17 protein-coding genes are annotated in these 15,838 nt (G+C 67.2%); 7 read left to right on the top strand and 10 right to left on the bottom strand.

All coding sequences use genetic code 11. The annotated features are described in order from the left end of the window. Positions 1 to 243: 243 nt before the first annotated feature. Positions 244 to 630 (top strand): hypothetical protein, encoded by a 387-nt coding sequence (locus tag ABIC30_RS02280; RefSeq protein WP_354453819.1) that lies wholly within the window; start codon positions 244 to 246, stop codon positions 628 to 630. Positions 631 to 1,116: 486 nt separating this feature from the next. Here ABIC30_RS02280 and ABIC30_RS02285 read toward each other — a convergent pair whose 3' ends face one another. From ABIC30_RS02285 to ABIC30_RS02315, 7 genes are all read right to left on the bottom strand, one after another. Further along, positions 1,117 to 2,169 carry an HD-GYP domain-containing protein gene (locus tag ABIC30_RS02285; RefSeq protein ID WP_244603163.1) on the bottom strand — a complete coding sequence of 351 codons (1,053 nt, stop codon included), beginning with the start codon at positions 2,167 to 2,169 and terminating at the stop codon, positions 1,117 to 1,119. A 58-nt stretch (positions 2,170 to 2,227) separates the two neighbouring features. Further along, a complete protein-coding gene (locus ABIC30_RS02290) occupies positions 2,228 to 2,575 on the bottom strand; it encodes a hypothetical protein (RefSeq protein ID WP_103984739.1) in 348 nt (115 codons plus the stop codon). 7 nt (positions 2,576 to 2,582) lie between these two features. Continuing rightward, entirely contained in the window at positions 2,583 to 4,274 is a 1,692-nt protein-coding gene (locus tag ABIC30_RS02295) for a methyl-accepting chemotaxis protein (protein ID WP_354453822.1), read from the bottom strand. A 1,067-nt stretch (positions 4,275 to 5,341) separates the two neighbouring features. Next, positions 5,342 to 5,716: a response regulator gene (locus ABIC30_RS02300; RefSeq protein ID WP_083916298.1), complete on the bottom strand. Its 375-nt coding sequence runs from the start codon at positions 5,714 to 5,716 to the stop codon at positions 5,342 to 5,344. A 375-nt stretch (positions 5,717 to 6,091) separates the two neighbouring features. Further along, on the bottom strand, positions 6,092 to 6,292 hold the full coding sequence (locus ABIC30_RS02305) for a hypothetical protein (protein ID WP_042674848.1): 201 nt from the start codon (positions 6,290 to 6,292) through the stop codon (positions 6,092 to 6,094). Further along, positions 6,289 to 6,549: a hypothetical protein gene (locus tag ABIC30_RS02310; protein WP_042674849.1), complete on the bottom strand. Its 261-nt coding sequence runs from the start codon at positions 6,547 to 6,549 to the stop codon at positions 6,289 to 6,291. The genes ABIC30_RS02305 and ABIC30_RS02310 overlap by 4 nt, the downstream gene beginning before the upstream one ends. A gap of 338 nt (positions 6,550 to 6,887) precedes the next feature. Beyond that, complete coding sequence (locus tag ABIC30_RS02315) at positions 6,888 to 7,076, bottom strand: hypothetical protein (RefSeq protein ID WP_042674851.1); 189 nt, start codon at positions 7,074 to 7,076, stop codon at positions 6,888 to 6,890. A gap of 838 nt (positions 7,077 to 7,914) precedes the next feature. On the opposite strand from ABIC30_RS02315, the gene ABIC30_RS02320 reads away from it, so the two are divergent. Continuing rightward, a complete protein-coding gene (locus ABIC30_RS02320) occupies positions 7,915 to 8,112 on the top strand; it encodes a hypothetical protein (protein ID WP_020096365.1) in 198 nt (65 codons plus the stop codon). Between the two features lie 55 nt (positions 8,113 to 8,167). Here ABIC30_RS02320 and ABIC30_RS02325 read toward each other — a convergent pair whose 3' ends face one another. After that, positions 8,168 to 8,455 (bottom strand): hypothetical protein, encoded by a 288-nt coding sequence (locus tag ABIC30_RS02325; RefSeq protein WP_026605446.1) that lies wholly within the window; start codon positions 8,453 to 8,455, stop codon positions 8,168 to 8,170. A 796-nt stretch (positions 8,456 to 9,251) separates the two neighbouring features. Between ABIC30_RS02325 and ABIC30_RS02330 the strand changes: the two genes are divergently transcribed. Next, a complete protein-coding gene (locus tag ABIC30_RS02330) occupies positions 9,252 to 9,749 on the top strand; it encodes a DUF6894 family protein (RefSeq protein ID WP_020096367.1) in 498 nt (165 codons plus the stop codon). Positions 9,750 to 9,838: 89 nt separating this feature from the next. On the opposite strand, the gene ABIC30_RS02335 is transcribed toward ABIC30_RS02330, so the two are convergent. Then, entirely contained in the window at positions 9,839 to 10,615 is a 777-nt protein-coding gene (locus ABIC30_RS02335) for a sigma-70 family RNA polymerase sigma factor (RefSeq protein ID WP_244603161.1), read from the bottom strand. 113 nt (positions 10,616 to 10,728) lie between these two features. Here ABIC30_RS02335 and ABIC30_RS02340 point away from each other — a divergent pair, with 113 nt between their 5' ends. From ABIC30_RS02340 to ABIC30_RS02355, 4 genes are all read left to right on the top strand, one after another. Then, positions 10,729 to 12,189: a helix-turn-helix transcriptional regulator gene (locus tag ABIC30_RS02340; RefSeq protein ID WP_026605448.1), complete on the top strand. Its 1,461-nt coding sequence runs from the start codon at positions 10,729 to 10,731 to the stop codon at positions 12,187 to 12,189. Positions 12,190 to 12,405: 216 nt separating this feature from the next. Continuing rightward, complete coding sequence (locus ABIC30_RS02345; RefSeq protein WP_020096372.1) at positions 12,406 to 12,609, top strand: CsbD family protein; 204 nt, start codon at positions 12,406 to 12,408, stop codon at positions 12,607 to 12,609. 94 nt (positions 12,610 to 12,703) lie between these two features. Beyond that, positions 12,704 to 14,119 carry a TAXI family TRAP transporter solute-binding subunit gene (locus ABIC30_RS02350; RefSeq protein ID WP_020096373.1) on the top strand — a complete coding sequence of 472 codons (1,416 nt, stop codon included), beginning with the start codon at positions 12,704 to 12,706 and terminating at the stop codon, positions 14,117 to 14,119. Between the two features lie 63 nt (positions 14,120 to 14,182). Beyond that, positions 14,183 to 14,659 (top strand): YidB family protein, encoded by a 477-nt coding sequence (locus ABIC30_RS02355; protein WP_026605449.1) that lies wholly within the window; start codon positions 14,183 to 14,185, stop codon positions 14,657 to 14,659. A 63-nt stretch (positions 14,660 to 14,722) separates the two neighbouring features. On the opposite strand, the gene ABIC30_RS02360 is transcribed toward ABIC30_RS02355, so the two are convergent. Beyond that, complete coding sequence (locus tag ABIC30_RS02360) at positions 14,723 to 15,709, bottom strand: ABC transporter substrate-binding protein (protein ID WP_020096375.1); 987 nt, start codon at positions 15,707 to 15,709, stop codon at positions 14,723 to 14,725. Between the last annotated feature and the right edge of the window lie 129 nt (positions 15,710 to 15,838).

The raw sequence follows: 15,838 nt of genomic DNA on the forward strand, positions 1-15,838 counted from the left end.
TTCCGCGTACGGCCACTTCCGGCCTCGCTGGCTGGCGCCACTGAACGGCTAGGTTGGGTGCTTTTCTGCCGGTCTGCTAACGGGCGATAAGGTAAGGAAGCGGACGTGGTTGCTCCGCTCGCTCCCGAACCATTGCAGATCCTTCGTGGCCATGGCTGAATGTTCTGCAGGGCGGCCGAACAGGACGAAACGATCTACCATGAGGTGTCCGGTGGCGCGGAGCTTCTGCGTTGGTTGGGTCGCGTGTCGAGCTTCCACGACGCTGAGATTTTGAGCCTCGATCTTCGACGCAAAGGGCAGAGCACGCTACGCCTTCATGGTTGGATCACGACGGACAAGGTCGGCGAGGGTGGCTTCCTTGTGCTCGAACGGCAGGCCATCGTGTCGTTTGCCCTCGACGGGATTATGGACCTGCAACTCGATGGTTTCAGCCAACAGAACGTCATCGGTGGGCTGATCCTGCGCCGCGCGCCTGACCGCCCAGAGCGGCGGGGTCATCTTGCTCTCGATCCGCTACCAAGAGACATCGAGATCGAGCTTGAGCCCTGCTACGGCTTGGATGGTCTGATCCGTGCGCGCTCCGTCTCAATCACCCTCCAGCCGGGTGCGCCAAATACCATGGACGCATGAAGCTCAATTTCCAACTTTAGCAAGCTTCAGTGGGTGGATGAGGCACTGGAATTGGCCGATCGTAAGATAGACCACGGTCTTGGAGCGGCGCGATGTATGAGGCATTGCTAGTGGTTATTGGCGTCGCGGTGGCTCTGGTTGTTTTAGCCGCAGTTTTCTACCTTTCTCAGAAGCCGCACCGTCTTGGTCGAAGGCGATGGCTGGCAAGTGCGTCAGGCGAACGCGACGACCCTACGAAGCATTGGCCCGGCGACCCTAACTCGATGCCGTAATACTGCAAATAGCGCTGCCGGACCGACCGCTTTCCGCCCTGAGCCGTAGCCGCCGAAGGGCCGATGAACGACCGCTCTGGAGAAGTGCTGGCGGGGGTCCCGGCGGCCGGATCGGGTCGAAAGCCGGAGGACCGCTTAGGGTGGAAAGCCGGCGGTCCGCTCTGGAGCAGCAAGCGCATCGAAGCGGACGTCGCTGTCCCACTTCATTCCGATCCTAGGCTGCAGCAGTGCCGGCCGGATCAAACGTGGTCATCACTGGGCGGAATGCCATGACCAGATCAGGGTCGAGCTGGCCTGTCATAGACTGCACGATCCCGAAGGCCTCCACGCCCGGCATCGGTGCCCGGTAGGGCCTCCGCTCGATCAGCGCGCCGTAGATGTCGCAGATCGTCACCAGTCGGACGAGGTCCGGGATCTCGGATGCCCGCAGCCCGTCCGGGTAGCCCGAACCGTCGAGCATCTCATGATGCGAGCGGACCACCTGCAGCATCTCCGGCGAGAAGCCGCTATCCACCAGCATGTCGTAGCCGAGCGCCGCGTGCGTGCGCATCACCGCCATCTCTTCGTCGGTGAGCCGCCCGGGCTTGTTCAGGATCGCGGTCGAGATCCGGGTCTTGCCGACGTCGTGCAGCAGCGCCGCCTTGGTCAGACGGTAGCTGTCCAGCTCGACAAAGCCGAGCTTGGTCGCGAAGGCGGCGGCGAGACCAGTGACGATCAGGCAGTGCCGGTGCGTGGCCTCGTCGAAGCGCTGTACCGCCCCGATCCAGTCGCGGATGCCACAATGCTGCACGGATCTGGCGATCAGGCCAGTGCCGGTGCTCGCGAGCTCGGGCGTGACCATCTGGCCGGAGAAGAAGGTCCTGTCGAAGAACTGCCGGGCCTCGTCCGCCATCCGGGCAGCGACGGCGGAGCCACCGACCTCCAGAAGGCGGTCGATCCGAGTCAGCAGACGCTCGAGCATGGTCAGGGCCGGGAGGATGTCGGTGGGAGCGAGGAGTCGAGCCTGGGCCTCGGCGCGGGCGGCGTTGCCGTGGGTCAGGAACAGGAAAGGGGCGCCAGCCGCCCGCAGCGGCTCCAGCATCCGCCGCAGGCGCAGAATCGCCTCGGAGGTGAGTTGGGCGACGTCGCCGACGATCAGATCCGGCTGCACCGACGGCAGGCTGTCATCGTACAGGTCCTGGACGGTACAGCGCCGGGTTGGGCCGAGGGACCGCGCAAGGCGGCCGGTCCGGGCCAAGTCGTCAGAGATCAACAACAGCCTGCCCAAGCCGGCCTCCATCGGATGATTGCCCGGTCCTGTGCTCGGTCCCAAGTCGTGGGCGCAGTCAGAGCGCGGCCGGAAATCGATGGGCCGTGTTGGCGAGGCCCTGTGCGCTGCTCGCGAAGCTCTGTGCGGTGTTGGCGAGGCCCTCCGCCTTGACGACGAAGCCTCGCAGGGCTTCATGCATGTCCGGATCCTGGAGACCGGGCTCAATCAACGTGAGATCCAGGTCTCCGATCGCGCGTTGAAAGGCGCGGGTCAGTTCGAGCAGCGTGTCGCCACCAGCCTGGATGTGGGGGGCTCGGGGGCCGAGATCCGTGCCACGCGCGTACGCGGCAGCGAGTTCCGCGTGCAGTCGGTCGGACTGGTCCGGGCGGCGGGTTCGGACCGGGAGGACGCGGATCTCGGGCATGGTGACCTCAGGCGGCGCGGACGGTGGCGAGGAAGCGGCTGACTTCAGCGCCGAGATGCTCGAATTGCCGCGACAGCTCCGAGGCCGCCGACAGGACCTGGCCGGCGGCCGCCCCCGTCTCCTCCGAAGCCTGCGCTACGCCCGCGATGTTGCCCGTAACCTCGCTGGCGCCTGCCGCCGCCTGGCTGACGTTGCGCACGATCTCCTGGGTCGCCGCGCCCTGCTCCTCGACGGCGGCCGCGATCGAGGTCGCCACGCTGTCGATCTCCTGGATGCGGCCCGTGATCCCGCCGATCGCCGTCACCGCCCGCGCGGTCACACCCTGAACCTCGCCGATCTGGCGCGCGATCTCCTCGGTCGCCTTGGCGGTCTGCTCGGCCAGCGCCTTCACCTCGGTGGCCACCACCGCGAAGCCCCGCCCCGCCGCGCCCGCGCGCGCCGCCTCGATGGTGGCGTTGAGCGCCAGCAAGTTGGTCTGGCCGGCGATGCCGGAGATCATCCCGACCATGTCGCCGATCCGCGCGGCGGTCTGGCTGAGCGCCTGGACGAGGTGGGCGGTCTCATCGGCCGCGCCCACGGCGGCCTGGGCGAGATGGGCCGAGCCGGTCACCTGCCGGCCGATCTCCTGGACGGAGGAGCCGAGCTCTTCGGCCGCGGCCGCGACTGTGTTGACGTTGGTGGCGGCCTCCTCTGCGGCGGCCGCGACGGTGGTCGACTGGCTCGCCGTCTCCTGGGCGGTGGCGGTCATCTGCTGGGCGGTGGCCTGGAGCTCGGTGGCCGAGGACGAGACCATGCCGACGATCCCGCCGACGGCGCGCTCGAAGCCGTCGGCGAGCTCGACCATGGTGCGGCGGCGCTCGGCGGCGGCGGCCGCGTCGGCGCGGCGCTTGACCTCGGCCTCCTCGGCGGCCTTGCGGGCGACCATGGCCTTGATGCCCTCGACCGCCTTGCCGACGGCGCCGATCTCGTCGCCGCGGGCGGCCTCCCGGATCTCGGCGTCGACCTCGCCGCGGGCCATGCGCTGCAGAACACCGACGAGGCTGGCGAGCGGGCGCGTGATACCGAATACGACGATCAGGGCAGACAGGGCGACCGTACCGAGAAGACCAACCGCAGCAGCGGCAATCAGGACCACCATCGTCGTTGCCGCCGCCTGCTCGGCATTGTCGCGCGCCTGCCGCAACTCGGCCGTCAAGCGATCGATGCGCCCTTGAACGAAGTCCCGGACCTTGCCGCGGGCCACGCCCCCATCGGTCAATAGGACGCGGATGGCAGCGTCGTTATCGTTGCTGAGACCGAGGGCATTCGACTTGTCCAACGCGGCGAAGAAGTTCTCGAGCAAGCCCTTGAGCGACTGGTTCGTTGCCTTGCGATCGGGGGACTCAGCCAGCGCGATCAGCGTGTTCACATCATCGAGGGTCGCCTTAACCGCATCGTTATAGCGTTCCCGGTATTTGGCCATTTCGTCCTGGCGTGTCTCTATGATGATATTTCGGGCCTGGACTGCGGCCTCGTTCACACTGACCCGGACGCCTAGGATCTTCTCGAGCCGAACTGCTTGAAGGTCGACAATCTCCCGCGTCTGTCTTGCGAGGGCGTCAAGATTGGCAGTGGCGTAGACAATCAGAGCGGCGGCCACTGCCGCCATCAATAGGATAGGAGCGATCGACTTAAAGAGAACCTTGGTGCTGCGAAGCATGATGTGACACAGGGCGACATAACGAAACCAGTGAACATCTACCGATGTAGGGACTAAGAGATAATTAAAATCAATATAGAACGGCTCCCGTTTATGACACGAAATCGGTCATTGAGGCCCGAAAAAACTTTGGTCTGGTGCGACAATATGTGCCGCGAGCGGGCTGCGAAGAATGGGTTTCATTCGGATTGGATGGCGATTCAACTCGATACCCCAGGGGCTATGCAGGCGGCTTCCTCCCTGGGCACCCCATTGTGCACCAAAGCAACTTCCTGAGACGCCGCGTGGAAGATCTGCAATTCAAGCATGTCGGCAAATCTGCCGAGATAACAGCCAGTGCGCCCGTGGGGCGCGCGACTCATGAGTTTGAGGCAGTTGGGGTGGTCCGCCGCGGCGACCGGCATGGCCGTGGACCGAGAGCTCCGGATCGGGAGCTGGTGAATAAAAAAGAAATCTGCAATCCTGCTGCCTAGGCGGCCCCGTTGAAAGCCTTCTTCCTGCGATCACGGTGTTCAATGCATTTGACGACCGGCGCCAAATATTGCTTGACGCGCTTGCCTGTAATGAGTCTTTCTCAAATCACCTGATTTGATGGCGCCGCCCCGGACAACCGAGATGCAGACCCTGTTTTCAACAGAAGGAATGCATAGACAAGACAGTTTTAAGATCTGGCGCGAAACGCTCTGCGATCGCAGTCTGCTAATCGAGCTGGAGCGGCTTGAAGATGCCCCGTTTCAGGCCAAAATCGGGGTCGCGACTGTAGGCTCGCTCAACTTAACGCGTCTCTCGCAAGGAGCTGTGCGAGCCAATACGTCTCAAGCCATGCTCCGGCGAAGTGATCGAGGGAGCCCCTTGATCGTCACTTTTCAGCTCGCGGGTGTCTTGAGGAGCCTTCAGGATGATCGGTCTTCGGAGCAGCGCGCCGGCGGTCGCCGTCTCAGACTTCAGCGCCGCCAGCACGCGCGGGCGGAGATCCTGGCGCGGCCGGCCGCCTCGAGGCGATGGGGCTTTCGGCATGGCACCGGGCTACCGCGAGTCGCCCTCCTCGGCCAGTCTTCGGCTCGCGATTACGCCGCCCTATCAAGGAGGCGCCGGAGTTCCGACATCAACTTCGGTCGCCCGAGCGGCTTCTGTAGCCAGCACGCCGTAGCGTATCGTTCGGGCATACCTCGTCGATCGTAGCCGCTCATGAAGCAGAACGGTACACCGTCCGATGTCAAAGCATCCGCCACCGGAAAGACCTTTTCATCGAGCAAGTTCACGTCAAGGATCGCAGCGTCGGGCCTGTCCTCTTCGAGAAGATCAAGCGCGGCCTCTACCGATGGAGCAGGTCCAATAACCGTCGCGCCAGCAGCAACCAGTTCTCCTTTTAGGTCGCTGGCGATAAAATAGTCATCCTCGACGACGAGAACGCGATGACCGGCGAGGAAATCTTTAGCCATTGGCTGCTTCTCACGCGATTGATCGGCGAGATTAAATTGCCGACACCGCTTGCATCGCCATCAAAAGATGTTTTGAGCCGCTCGCTCTGACGCCTGTTTCGGGGTAGCTCTGCCGCCGGCAGATCTCAAGGTCGCCCATCCTCGACGAGTCCGCGGCTGGCGGCGAGGCGCCACAGGTCCGCGTCCGAAAATAGGAAGTCGCCGATCTGCCAGCATTCAAGCTCGTCGCCGATCGGCGTCACCGCGACGCCGGCAGCCCGGCGATGGCTTCGAGAACCGGGTCAGTGTCGTCGGTCATGAACGCCGGGTAGCCCGAGCGGGAGGCCAGGCCATCATACATTTGATGGACTTGGGTCGGCCTCTTCGCTCATGCCGCTACCCCAGAGCGATCAGCATCCACGTGCGCGCCTTGGCCATCAGGTCGCCGTCGCCCGCTGACGGGTCGGACGCGATCACGCGCTTGATTATCTGGCGCGCCTCGATGCCGCTTATCCCGATTCCCTGCGCGAAGCCGCTCAGCCGCTCCATCAGACGATCGACGGTCGCCGTGCGGTCGGGATCGGTGTCGCCGCTCATCCCTTCACCGGGTGCGCCAGCAGGATCGCGGTCTGGACCATGTTGCGCTTCCAGGCGGCCTTGTCGGTGCTCAGCGCCTCGGCGGCGCGGGTATTCGTGCGGAGTGTCTCGACGAGGTCGAGGGTCCAGCCCTTCGCCAGCGGGTACGATTCGGTGGCGAGGTCGGCGAGCACCGCGTCGACCGCGGCGTCGATCTCCTGATCAGTGACCTCTGCGGCCTTGCACAGCTCGGAAACGGTCGGGGGTTCTCTCGCCATGGCGACGGCCTAGCGCGGGCGGCTACGTCCGTCTATGCGAGCCGATGTCCCTTACATCACTCCGAGCTGTGTCCACGGCCAGCGCCGTGCTGACACTCGCGATCTCGACCTTGCTCACCGCACCTGCTTGGGCTGAGCCCAGGAAGTTCCCGCCCGCCTGTTCCGAGCGGTTCGCCAAAGAGTGGACGAAGGACCGAGACGTTGCGCTCCGCGATCCGCTGAAAAAGCCTTGCACCCTACAGGCTGATACGGGGATCTACGTCTGCGATCAGAATGGATGCCAGCGGCCTTGGTAGGGCAGTACGTCGTGCTTTGGCGGCCGGACGGGCCTGCGCCCGTCAATGCAGCTTGGTCGATGTGGAGTCCATGAGGCTGACCCGCACAGCGAGGGCGAGGAGATCGCCGTCCGTCAGCGTCTCGCCGTCGACGAGCCAGAGCGGGTAGCGCCGGCTCCAGGGTTCGACGACGTGACCGCGCAGACGGAGCGCCGCAACGGCTTCGAGAATTGGATCGTGGCCCTCGCTCATAAGGCGAGGCTACCGCGGGCAGGGGAGGGCGCCAAACGGTGGGACCTCAGGGGCAAAAAGCCCAATGATCCCGTGGGCGGTTATCGGGTCCCACTTCGGCCTAAAGCATTGATGCATCAGCCTCGGCGCGGTCCCCTTGGGAGCGCCAGCACGCTGGCAGTCACCAGAATCTGCGAACTTTCTCCAAGAAACCTGATTGCGCGGAAAGCCCGGCTCGTTCCGTGGGCGCTCCGCGCCCTCGAGGCACGCGCGTCGTCCAGCCGCTGAGCTTCTTTACTGGCGATGGTTTGCGCCGGCCCAGTCGCGACCTCTTGAGGGCTAGGAAGCTCCGGCGGGACGGGGCCGGGTGTCCCGCCTCACCAGAACCAGATGGCGCGTCCGGCCACCGCGTAGATGACGAACCAGAGGCCGATGGCGAGGGCGACAGACGCCACGACAAGGGCCGGATGAGGCCTCCTGCGGGTGCGGCCGGTACGAGCGGGGGCGATCTGATCCATCAGCGAGGCGGAAGCATCTCCGGCCGAACGCATGCCCGAAGGCTGCTCGCCCGGGGCGCTCGGGGCCCCGTGGATGCGGTCGGCGACAACGGTGCCTTACGACCAACATCCGGCGTCGCTGTCCTCATCAAAAGATGCCTTCGCGCCGATCGGATTGCCGGCTCAGCGCGTCGTGCGAATCTCCGATCGATCGCTGCCGAGCGTCGCAGCCTGTGATCGGCGGGGATATCGGGGATGGAACGCGATCCCACCGACATAGGATGTTGCGCGGCGCAACCCATTAACACGGCGCGACTTTCCGCCGGGCATGATCGCACGATGCCTCAGCCTGCGAGTTCGCGATGCATTTCAGGATCCAAGCCACCGGACAGCATCTCTGGACCTGGGTGCTCCTCGACGAGACCGAGATGACGGTGGCCGAATCCGACCGGTCGTTTCCCTCCCGGACGCAGGCCTCGGCGGCGGCTCTGGCCTTCGCGAAGCTGGTCGCGCGCGCCAGCCGCTCGCTGAACGGGGGCGCGTCGAGCGGCCTGCTGTAGGTGATCGCGTCCGCTGCAACCCCGCTGCGGGTTCTCGCGCCGCGGCCGCGGTCGATCAGCGCCAGCGCTCCTTCATGCAAGCGAGCAGATGGACGGTCCGCATGCATCCCTCGCGATCCGACTGGGTGCGCGCGTTGCCCATGCAGGCATCCATTCCCAGGCGCAGCAATTGACGGTCCACGTCCGTCGTGCGGGCGCAGGAGAAGATCGGCTGAAAGCCCTCGAACCGGCTGACCTGCCAGAAGATCGCGACGAACGCCGTCAAGCAGAAGCCGAAGACCATTGGTCGGCTGTCGTAGAACCATTGCCTAAGCTCTCGGTTGTCGACGCCGCGCACGCGCATCCCTGTCCTCATCGCGCAGTCGTATGCCATCGTATCACGGACGGCTCCGCCCTGGCACAGGCGGGCCCCGCCACGCGGCGCGTGGCGTCGCGCGGGAAACACGCGGGAAACGGGATCTGGACTATGCGCCGCGGTCACCTCATCGCTCTGTGCCTCGCGCTGAATGCAGCTCACGCATGGGCCCTGGATGCGCGAACGGCTCCTCCCACGCACGAACCGGAGCGGCCTCGTCCTGCCGAGAATGGCAGACAGTGGCGCAATTCGAGCGACGCGCGATCCGAGGCGAATGCGGCGGCGACCCTTCCTAGCGGCAGCGTCGCGAGTCTCGGCCAGCTGGCGGACCCGGTCGACAGCCCGCTCGTCGCCAAGTTCAGGGCCGTCCTGGCGACATACGATGATTTTGCCGCCCACGGTGATGGCAAGGCGTGGACAGAGGCGCCGGTGAGTTCCGATAGGCTTTCGATCAGACTGCGCGGTGCGTGGCGCGCGAGGTCCCGTCAGTCGACACGTGCAGGCTCACGAGATTGTGCCTCTCCGCGTGCGCCAGATCTCGCGATCCGAGCGCTCGACCGCGTTCCGATCGCTGGATGAACCATCGACCAGCGACCGCGCGAGACGGATTTCGGCGCCCTGTGTTCGCTCTTCACGCGGGATACTCGATCCGTCGGTCGCGCGAGTAGCGTTAATTTCAGCCCGTCCCGTCGAACGCGCACCGATTGTCAGGACGTTCTTGCGGACCGGAGTTTTGCCGTATACCCCACATCGGAGAGCCAACGCGCGATCGAGGGCCGGGGGGATGCCGCTGGTTGTCATCTTAGCCGCCCTGTGCGGCGGATTGCCTGTGCTTGCCTTTGGCTGGCAAACGTTCGGCTTCTACACGATAATACTCGCGTCCTGTGTCGCCAGTGCAGCCGCCGTACTGGTGGGTGGCGGACTCGCGCTCCTGAAGGTCGCGAGGTCCCGGACTTCGCAGGATCCGGCGAAGATCTTCGACATCGACAGGCTCACGAGCGGCGACCGCAGCGACTTTCGGCTCGTTCCGCGCCGCCTCTACTTCGACATCGAGCACGGTCGCGAGATCATCAAGGACGAGATCGGCATCGAGGCCACGAGCATCGACCAGGCGCTCGACGACGCCCGGAGCGTGATCCGGGACATGGTCCAGGAGCTCGCCGACGAGGGCTACGCGGAGGACTGGGTGCTGGTGGTGCGCGATGCCAGAGGGGCTTCGGTCGCGCGCCTGCCCATCGAGCGGACGCCCGCGCAGACACGGCCCGACCGCCGCTCCGCCTGATCGATCGGGTGCGGCGTTCGCGTCCCCGCGATTGCTGGCTCGCGACGATGGCCCAGCATCCTGCGCCGGCCACCGGAGTCGCGCGTGTGTCAGCGCTCGCCCAGCTCGTGAAGCAGGCGGTCGCGGGCGCGGCTGACCCGGCTCTTCACCGTGCCCGGCGGGCACCCGATTACGGAGGCCGCGGCCTCGTAGGCAAGACCGTCGACGGCCACGAGGATCAGCGCCTCGCGATAGGCCGGGTCGAGCCGATCGATCGCGGCCCGGACCTCCTTCAGGCCCATGCTGTGCTCCTGGGCGGCCGGTTCGAAGAGGGTGACGGCGTGCGCGCCGTCGGGATCGGGGACCTCGAAGCGTCGCTTGCGTCGTCCGTTGATGAAGCCGTTGCGCAAGATCGTGAACAGCCAGGCCACCAGGCTCGTGCCGGGCTGGAAGCGCTGCCGGTGCTCCCACGCCTTGAGCAGCGTGAACTGCACGAGATCGTCGGCCTCGACACCGTCGAACGTCAGCGACAGGGCGTAGCGGCGCAGGCGCGGCACCAGGGCGATCAGATCGTCCTTGAACGCACCGGGAACCTGCCGTTCGGACTCGGCGGCATCCAGGGCCGCGGACAGGCGGCCCAGCACGCCGGCCAGCCGTGAGCTCATCTCGATCGGTGCAACTTCTGAATAGTACTGGCGCAGCCGATGACCGAGTTGCGCCTGGATATACGAGATGACGGGATCGGACGCGCCGGCCGGATCGCGCTCTTCGACAGCGGGCTTCACGGTGAAGCTCTGGGCTCGATGGGGTGGAGACAGCGTCGCGACGGGCACGACATCTCGCGGGAGGGCTGCGAACTTATCTCTGGTTGATCTCGACGACGTCAATGATGCAGGTATACCAGTGAAAATTGCGGATCGGGCGGAACCTGCTTGCGCGCAACCCGTTTGTGCCCCGCTGCGAGGGGCGCGGCGTCGAGGCGGCGGGGACCGGACGGATCGTGACGGCGGGTGTCGACAGGCATGAGCTCCGGCAGATCATCGCCGGCCTGAGCGAGGGCGTGATCCTGGTCGAGCCCGACCAGACCATCGCCTACGCCAACGCGGCCGCCCTGGCGATGCACGGTGCCGAGAGCCTCGACGAGCTCGGCCCAACCGTCGACGCCTATCGCGACCGCTTCTGCCTCCGCTACCGCAACAATCACGAGCCGGAGAACTACCCGATCGAGCGCGTGATCGCTGGCGAGACCTTCCACGACGTGGTGGTCGAGGTCACGCGGACAGACCGGCCCGGTGTCGAGTTCGTTCACTCCCTCAGAGGCTTGGTCGCCACCGACCGCGACGGCAACCCGAGCTGCCTCGCGCTGATCCTGAAGGACGTCTCCGACCAGTTCGAGGCCGAGGAGCGGTTCGAGCGCACCTTCAACGCCAACCCGGCCCCGGCGGTGATCACGCGGCTGTCCGACCTGCGCCACGTCAGGGTCAATCTCGGCTTCCTGGAGATGACCGGCCACACCCGCGACGCCGTCATCGGCCGCAGCGTCTACGAGGTCGACGTCCTGGCCGGCGCGCGCAACCGCGACCTCGCCGTCGCGCGGCTCAATGCGGGCGGCACGATCCCGCAGATGGAGGCCTGCCTCGACCTGCCCGACGGCGGGCGTCGCTTCGTGATCGTCGCCGGGCAGCCGATCGAGATGGGCGATGAGCCCTGCATGCTGTTCACCTTCGCGGACCTGGAGCTGCGCCGGAAGGCCGAGGCCGCCCTGCGCCAGAGCGAGGAGCGCTTCGCCAAGGCGTTCAGGCTGACGCCGATCCCGACCGTGCTGGTGCGGGCCGAGGACGGCCAGGTCACGGGCGTGAACGAGGCGTTCAGCCGGGCCTTCGGCCTGGGCGAGGACCGCGTCGTCGGCCGCTCGCTGGAGGAGGCCGGCCTGTGGGTGACGTCGTCTCAGCGGGAGGCCTTCGAGAAGAGGCTGGTGAGCGAGGGCTACGTACTGGGTACTGAGGTCTGCCTGCGCCACGAGAGCGGCGCGAACCTCGACTGCCTGGTCTCGGCCGAGCGGATCACGATCAACGACGCCGATTTCCTTCTGCTGGTGCTGCAGGACATCACCGAGCGCAAGCACTCCGAGCGGGAGCTGTTCGACGCGATCGAGACAGTGATGGCCGACACGTCGTGGTTCAGCCGCGGGCTGATCGAGAAGCTGGCGAACCTGCGCCGGCCTGGCCGGGAGGGCGGCGACGCGGCGGCGCCGAACCTGACCGTGCGCGAGCGCCAGATCCTCAACCTGATCTGCTCGGGGCTCAGCGACGACGCGATCGCGCGCAAGCTCGGGCTGTCGCGCAACACGGTGCGCAATCACGGCGCCGCACTGTACCGGAAGCTCGGAGTCCATCGCCGGACCGAAGCGGTTGTTTGGGGCCGGGAGAACGGATTTCCACTCCAGGGACCCGGTGGCTGAATTTCATTATACTGGTAATTTGGAACTATTGATCCACCAGACGTCGCCATCATCTGACCGCCATCTCACCGTCGGCGGACCGTTCTCCGGTCACCCGGTGATCCCCTCGGCCCCCGCGTGCATGCGGGGGCCGTCTATCCCGGTGGGCCGCGCGCCCGACCGGACCTCTCGACCGACGAGTACGACCGCCACCACGACCGTGAAGGAGCGCACGCGATGAGCAGCACGACCGACAAGATCGAGGGCCTGGCCAACGAGGCGGTGGGCAACGTCAAGCAGGCGGCCGGCAAGGCGACGGGCAACGACAAGCTGGTGGCCGAGGGCAAGGCGCAGGAGCTGAAGGGCGAGGCGCAGAAGACCGTCGGCGACGTCAAGGACGGCGCCAAGTCCGTCGCCGACAAGATCATCGGCAAGCACTGAGCCCGTCCCGCGGCGCCGTCCCCTCGGCGCCGCCCTCAGGCCCTCGCCCGGCACGGTGCCGGGCCTGGCCGCTCGATGCGCGAGAGCAGAGCCGATGCGGCGCTTCGCCAGCCTCTTCCTGCGTCAGGAATTCGTCTTCCTGATGCTGGCCATCCTGCTGAGTGTCGGCGCGGGCGTGGCCTACTGGGCGTCGCGGGCCACCGTCCTGACGATCGCTGTCGCCCCGAAGGACGGAACCGAGCCGGCCCTGATCCAGGCCTACGCGGACGCTCTGGCCAAGCGCCACAAGGAGATCCGCCTCAAGATCCTGCCCTTCGACGACGTGCGCGACAGCGCCGAGGCGCTGGGCGACGGCCGCGCCGATCTGGCGATCGTGCGGCCGGATGTGGAGCTTCCGGATAACGGCCTGACGCTGGCGATCCTGCGCGATCAGGCGATGATCATCGCGTCGCCGGAATCCGCCGGGATCGCCCGCTTCCCCGATCTCGACCGCAAGCGCCTGGCGATCCTGGCCCACAGGGACGCCGACGAGGCGCTCATCCGCGCCATGCTGGAGCATTACGGTCTGACGCTGGTGACCACCGAGCCGGCAGGCGCGCTGCCGCCGCGCCACGTCGCCCTGGTCGAGATGGCCGAGAGCGACCTGGGCGCGGCCTTCGCCCGGAAGCGGGTCGACGCGGTGATCTCGGTCATCGCGCCGACCGCGCCGACGGCGCAGCGGATCGTCGGCCTCGTCCAGGCGGCCAGCCGCGATCGCAAGATCTCCTTCGTGGATGTCGAGAACGCCGAGGCGATCGTTGCCCGTCTACCGCGGCTGCAGGTCGTCACCATGCCGGCCGAGACCTTCGGCGGCAGCCCCAAGGTGCCCGACGAGGAGGTTCACACGGTCGGCGCCTCGTACCGCCTGATGGCGCGCGCGAACCTCGCCCGGTCGGTGGCGGCCGACGTCACCCAGCACCTGTTCGAGCTGCGCAGCGCCATGGCCAACGTCACGCCCGCGGCCGACTATTTTCAGGCGCCCGCCTATGACGGGACCGTCGGCGCGACGAGCGCCCGGCTGCCGATCCATCCCGGCGCTGTCGACTATTACGAGCGCGAGCAGCAGAGCTTCATCGAGCGCTACGAGACCTGGATCTACCTGCTCGCCTTCCTCGGCGGCGGTATCGGCTCCGCGCTCGCCTGGATCGGCCAGCGCCTGTCGCGCCTGCGCCGGGAGCGCGTCGAGGAAGCGACGGACCGCCTGCTGAGGATCCGCCAGGAGGCGCAGGAGACGACCGACCCGGCGCGTCTCGAGAGCCTCGCCCGGGAGATCGACGATCTCGCGGGCGACATCGCCAAGCACGCCCTCGAGCGACCGACCGAGGCGCGGACCATGTCGGCCGCGGCCATCGCCATCGACGCCGCCCGCTCGACCGTCAAGCGCGCCATCACGACCGGCCGGAGCGCGGAGGACGGGTCCGCGTTGGCTGGCCGGACGGTCGCGAGCGACGCGGGCCCGAGCGGGGCCTGACCCATTGCGGCGGATGACCGCCGTACCACCCGGGCCGAGGGCCCGCCTCAAGAGGACGACGCGATGAGCAAGGGATACCCTTCGATGACCGCCCTGCTGGGCCTGCTGGCCGTGGCCGGTTACCAGAACCGCGACCGGATCGCCGAGTGGCTCGGCGGCCACGCCAAGGACGCGTCCCGGTCGCCGGCGCCGCAGGTCCCGCCCGCGACGGGTTCGACCATCCCGGCGAACCTGGATCGGCTCCTCGGCGGCGCCAGCGCGGGCGGCGTCGGCGGCCTCATCGCCGGGGGCCTGACCGAGCTGGTCGACCATTTCACCAAGGGCGGCCACGCCGAGACGGCCCAGTCCTGGATCAATCACGGGCCGAACCGCGACATCCCGACCGCGGATCTGGAGCGCGCCATCGGACCGGACACGCTGGCGGCCCTGGAGCAGCGCACCGGCCTGAGCAAGAGCGAGCTGCTGGCGCGCCTCTCGCGCGACCTGCCCTCGGCCATCGACCGCTACTCGCCCGACGGACGCCTGCCGGCTTTCAGCTGATCCGCTCCGTCGCGGTCGTCGCGGCGGTGCCGCCGCGACGACCGGCACCGGTTCCGGCGGCCGCTACTCGACCAGCTCGTCCACCTTCGCCATCAGCGAGGGCGAGATGGTCAATCCCAGGGAGGCGGCCGTCGTCAGGTTGAGCAGGGTGATGAAGCGCTCGCTCGCCTGCACCGGCAGGTCGCCGACCACTGCGCCGCGCAGGATCCGATCGATGTAGCCCGCCGCCCGCTGCACGTCCTGCTCGACGCTGGTCGTGTAGGCGGCGAGGCCGCCGAGGTGGACCGGCGCCGCGTAGGCGTACACGGCCGGCAGGCGGTGGGTCGCCGCCAGATCGACGATCAGCTGGCCGTACACCCCGGTCACCGCGTCCGGCAGCGCGATGAGGCCGCCCTCCGGTTGTCCGGCGAAGCCGGCGATCGCCGCCTCGATCTCGGCCGCGTCGTGCACGCCCGCGATCCGGGCGTCGATCCCGAGTGCTGGGCCGATGCGGGCCATCTCGGCCGTGTAGCCCGCCAAGCGCGCCCGGTAATCGGGGTTGATGAGGGCGAGCGCCCGCGTCACGCCGGGGCTGAGTTCCTTCAGGAGCTGCAGCCACTTGCCGACGAGGACGAAGTCGAAGTTGGTGAAGCCGGTGAGGTTCCCGCCGGGCCGCGACAGGTTCGTCACGAAGCCGCCGCCGACCGGGTCCTGAAGCATCATGAAGACGATCGGAACCGTCGTGGTCGCCCGCTGGAGCGCGGTCGCGCCGACGACGCCCTGCGCGAGCACCGCGTCGGGCGCGCGCGCGACGATCTCCTCCGCCTGGACGCGCATCCGCTCGGCGTCGCCGTTGCCGTACTGCAGGTCGACCGTCAGGTTCTCACCCCAGATCCAGCCGGCCCGCTTCAGGCTCTCCTTCAGCGTCTCGACGATGACGGGACTGTCGGGATGCGCCTCGCCGTAGACCAGCAGGATCCCCAGGCGACGCTGACCCTTCGCCGGCGCGGCGGCGAGGGCCGGCCACGCGGCCGCGCCGCCGAGGGCCGCGATGACGTCGCGCCGTCTCATCCGCCGGTCTCCCGTCCGAACCCGTTCCGAGCATCGCCGATCGGGAGGGATTCCGATCGCACGCCCTCGGACGGTAATAGGCGCTGCCTTAAGGCGGGGCTATCGGGGCGGGCGACGGGGAAGCCGCGC

This window comes from Methylobacterium sp. 1030, assembly GCF_040544715.1.
Taxonomy (GTDB): domain Bacteria; phylum Pseudomonadota; class Alphaproteobacteria; order Rhizobiales; family Beijerinckiaceae; genus Methylobacterium.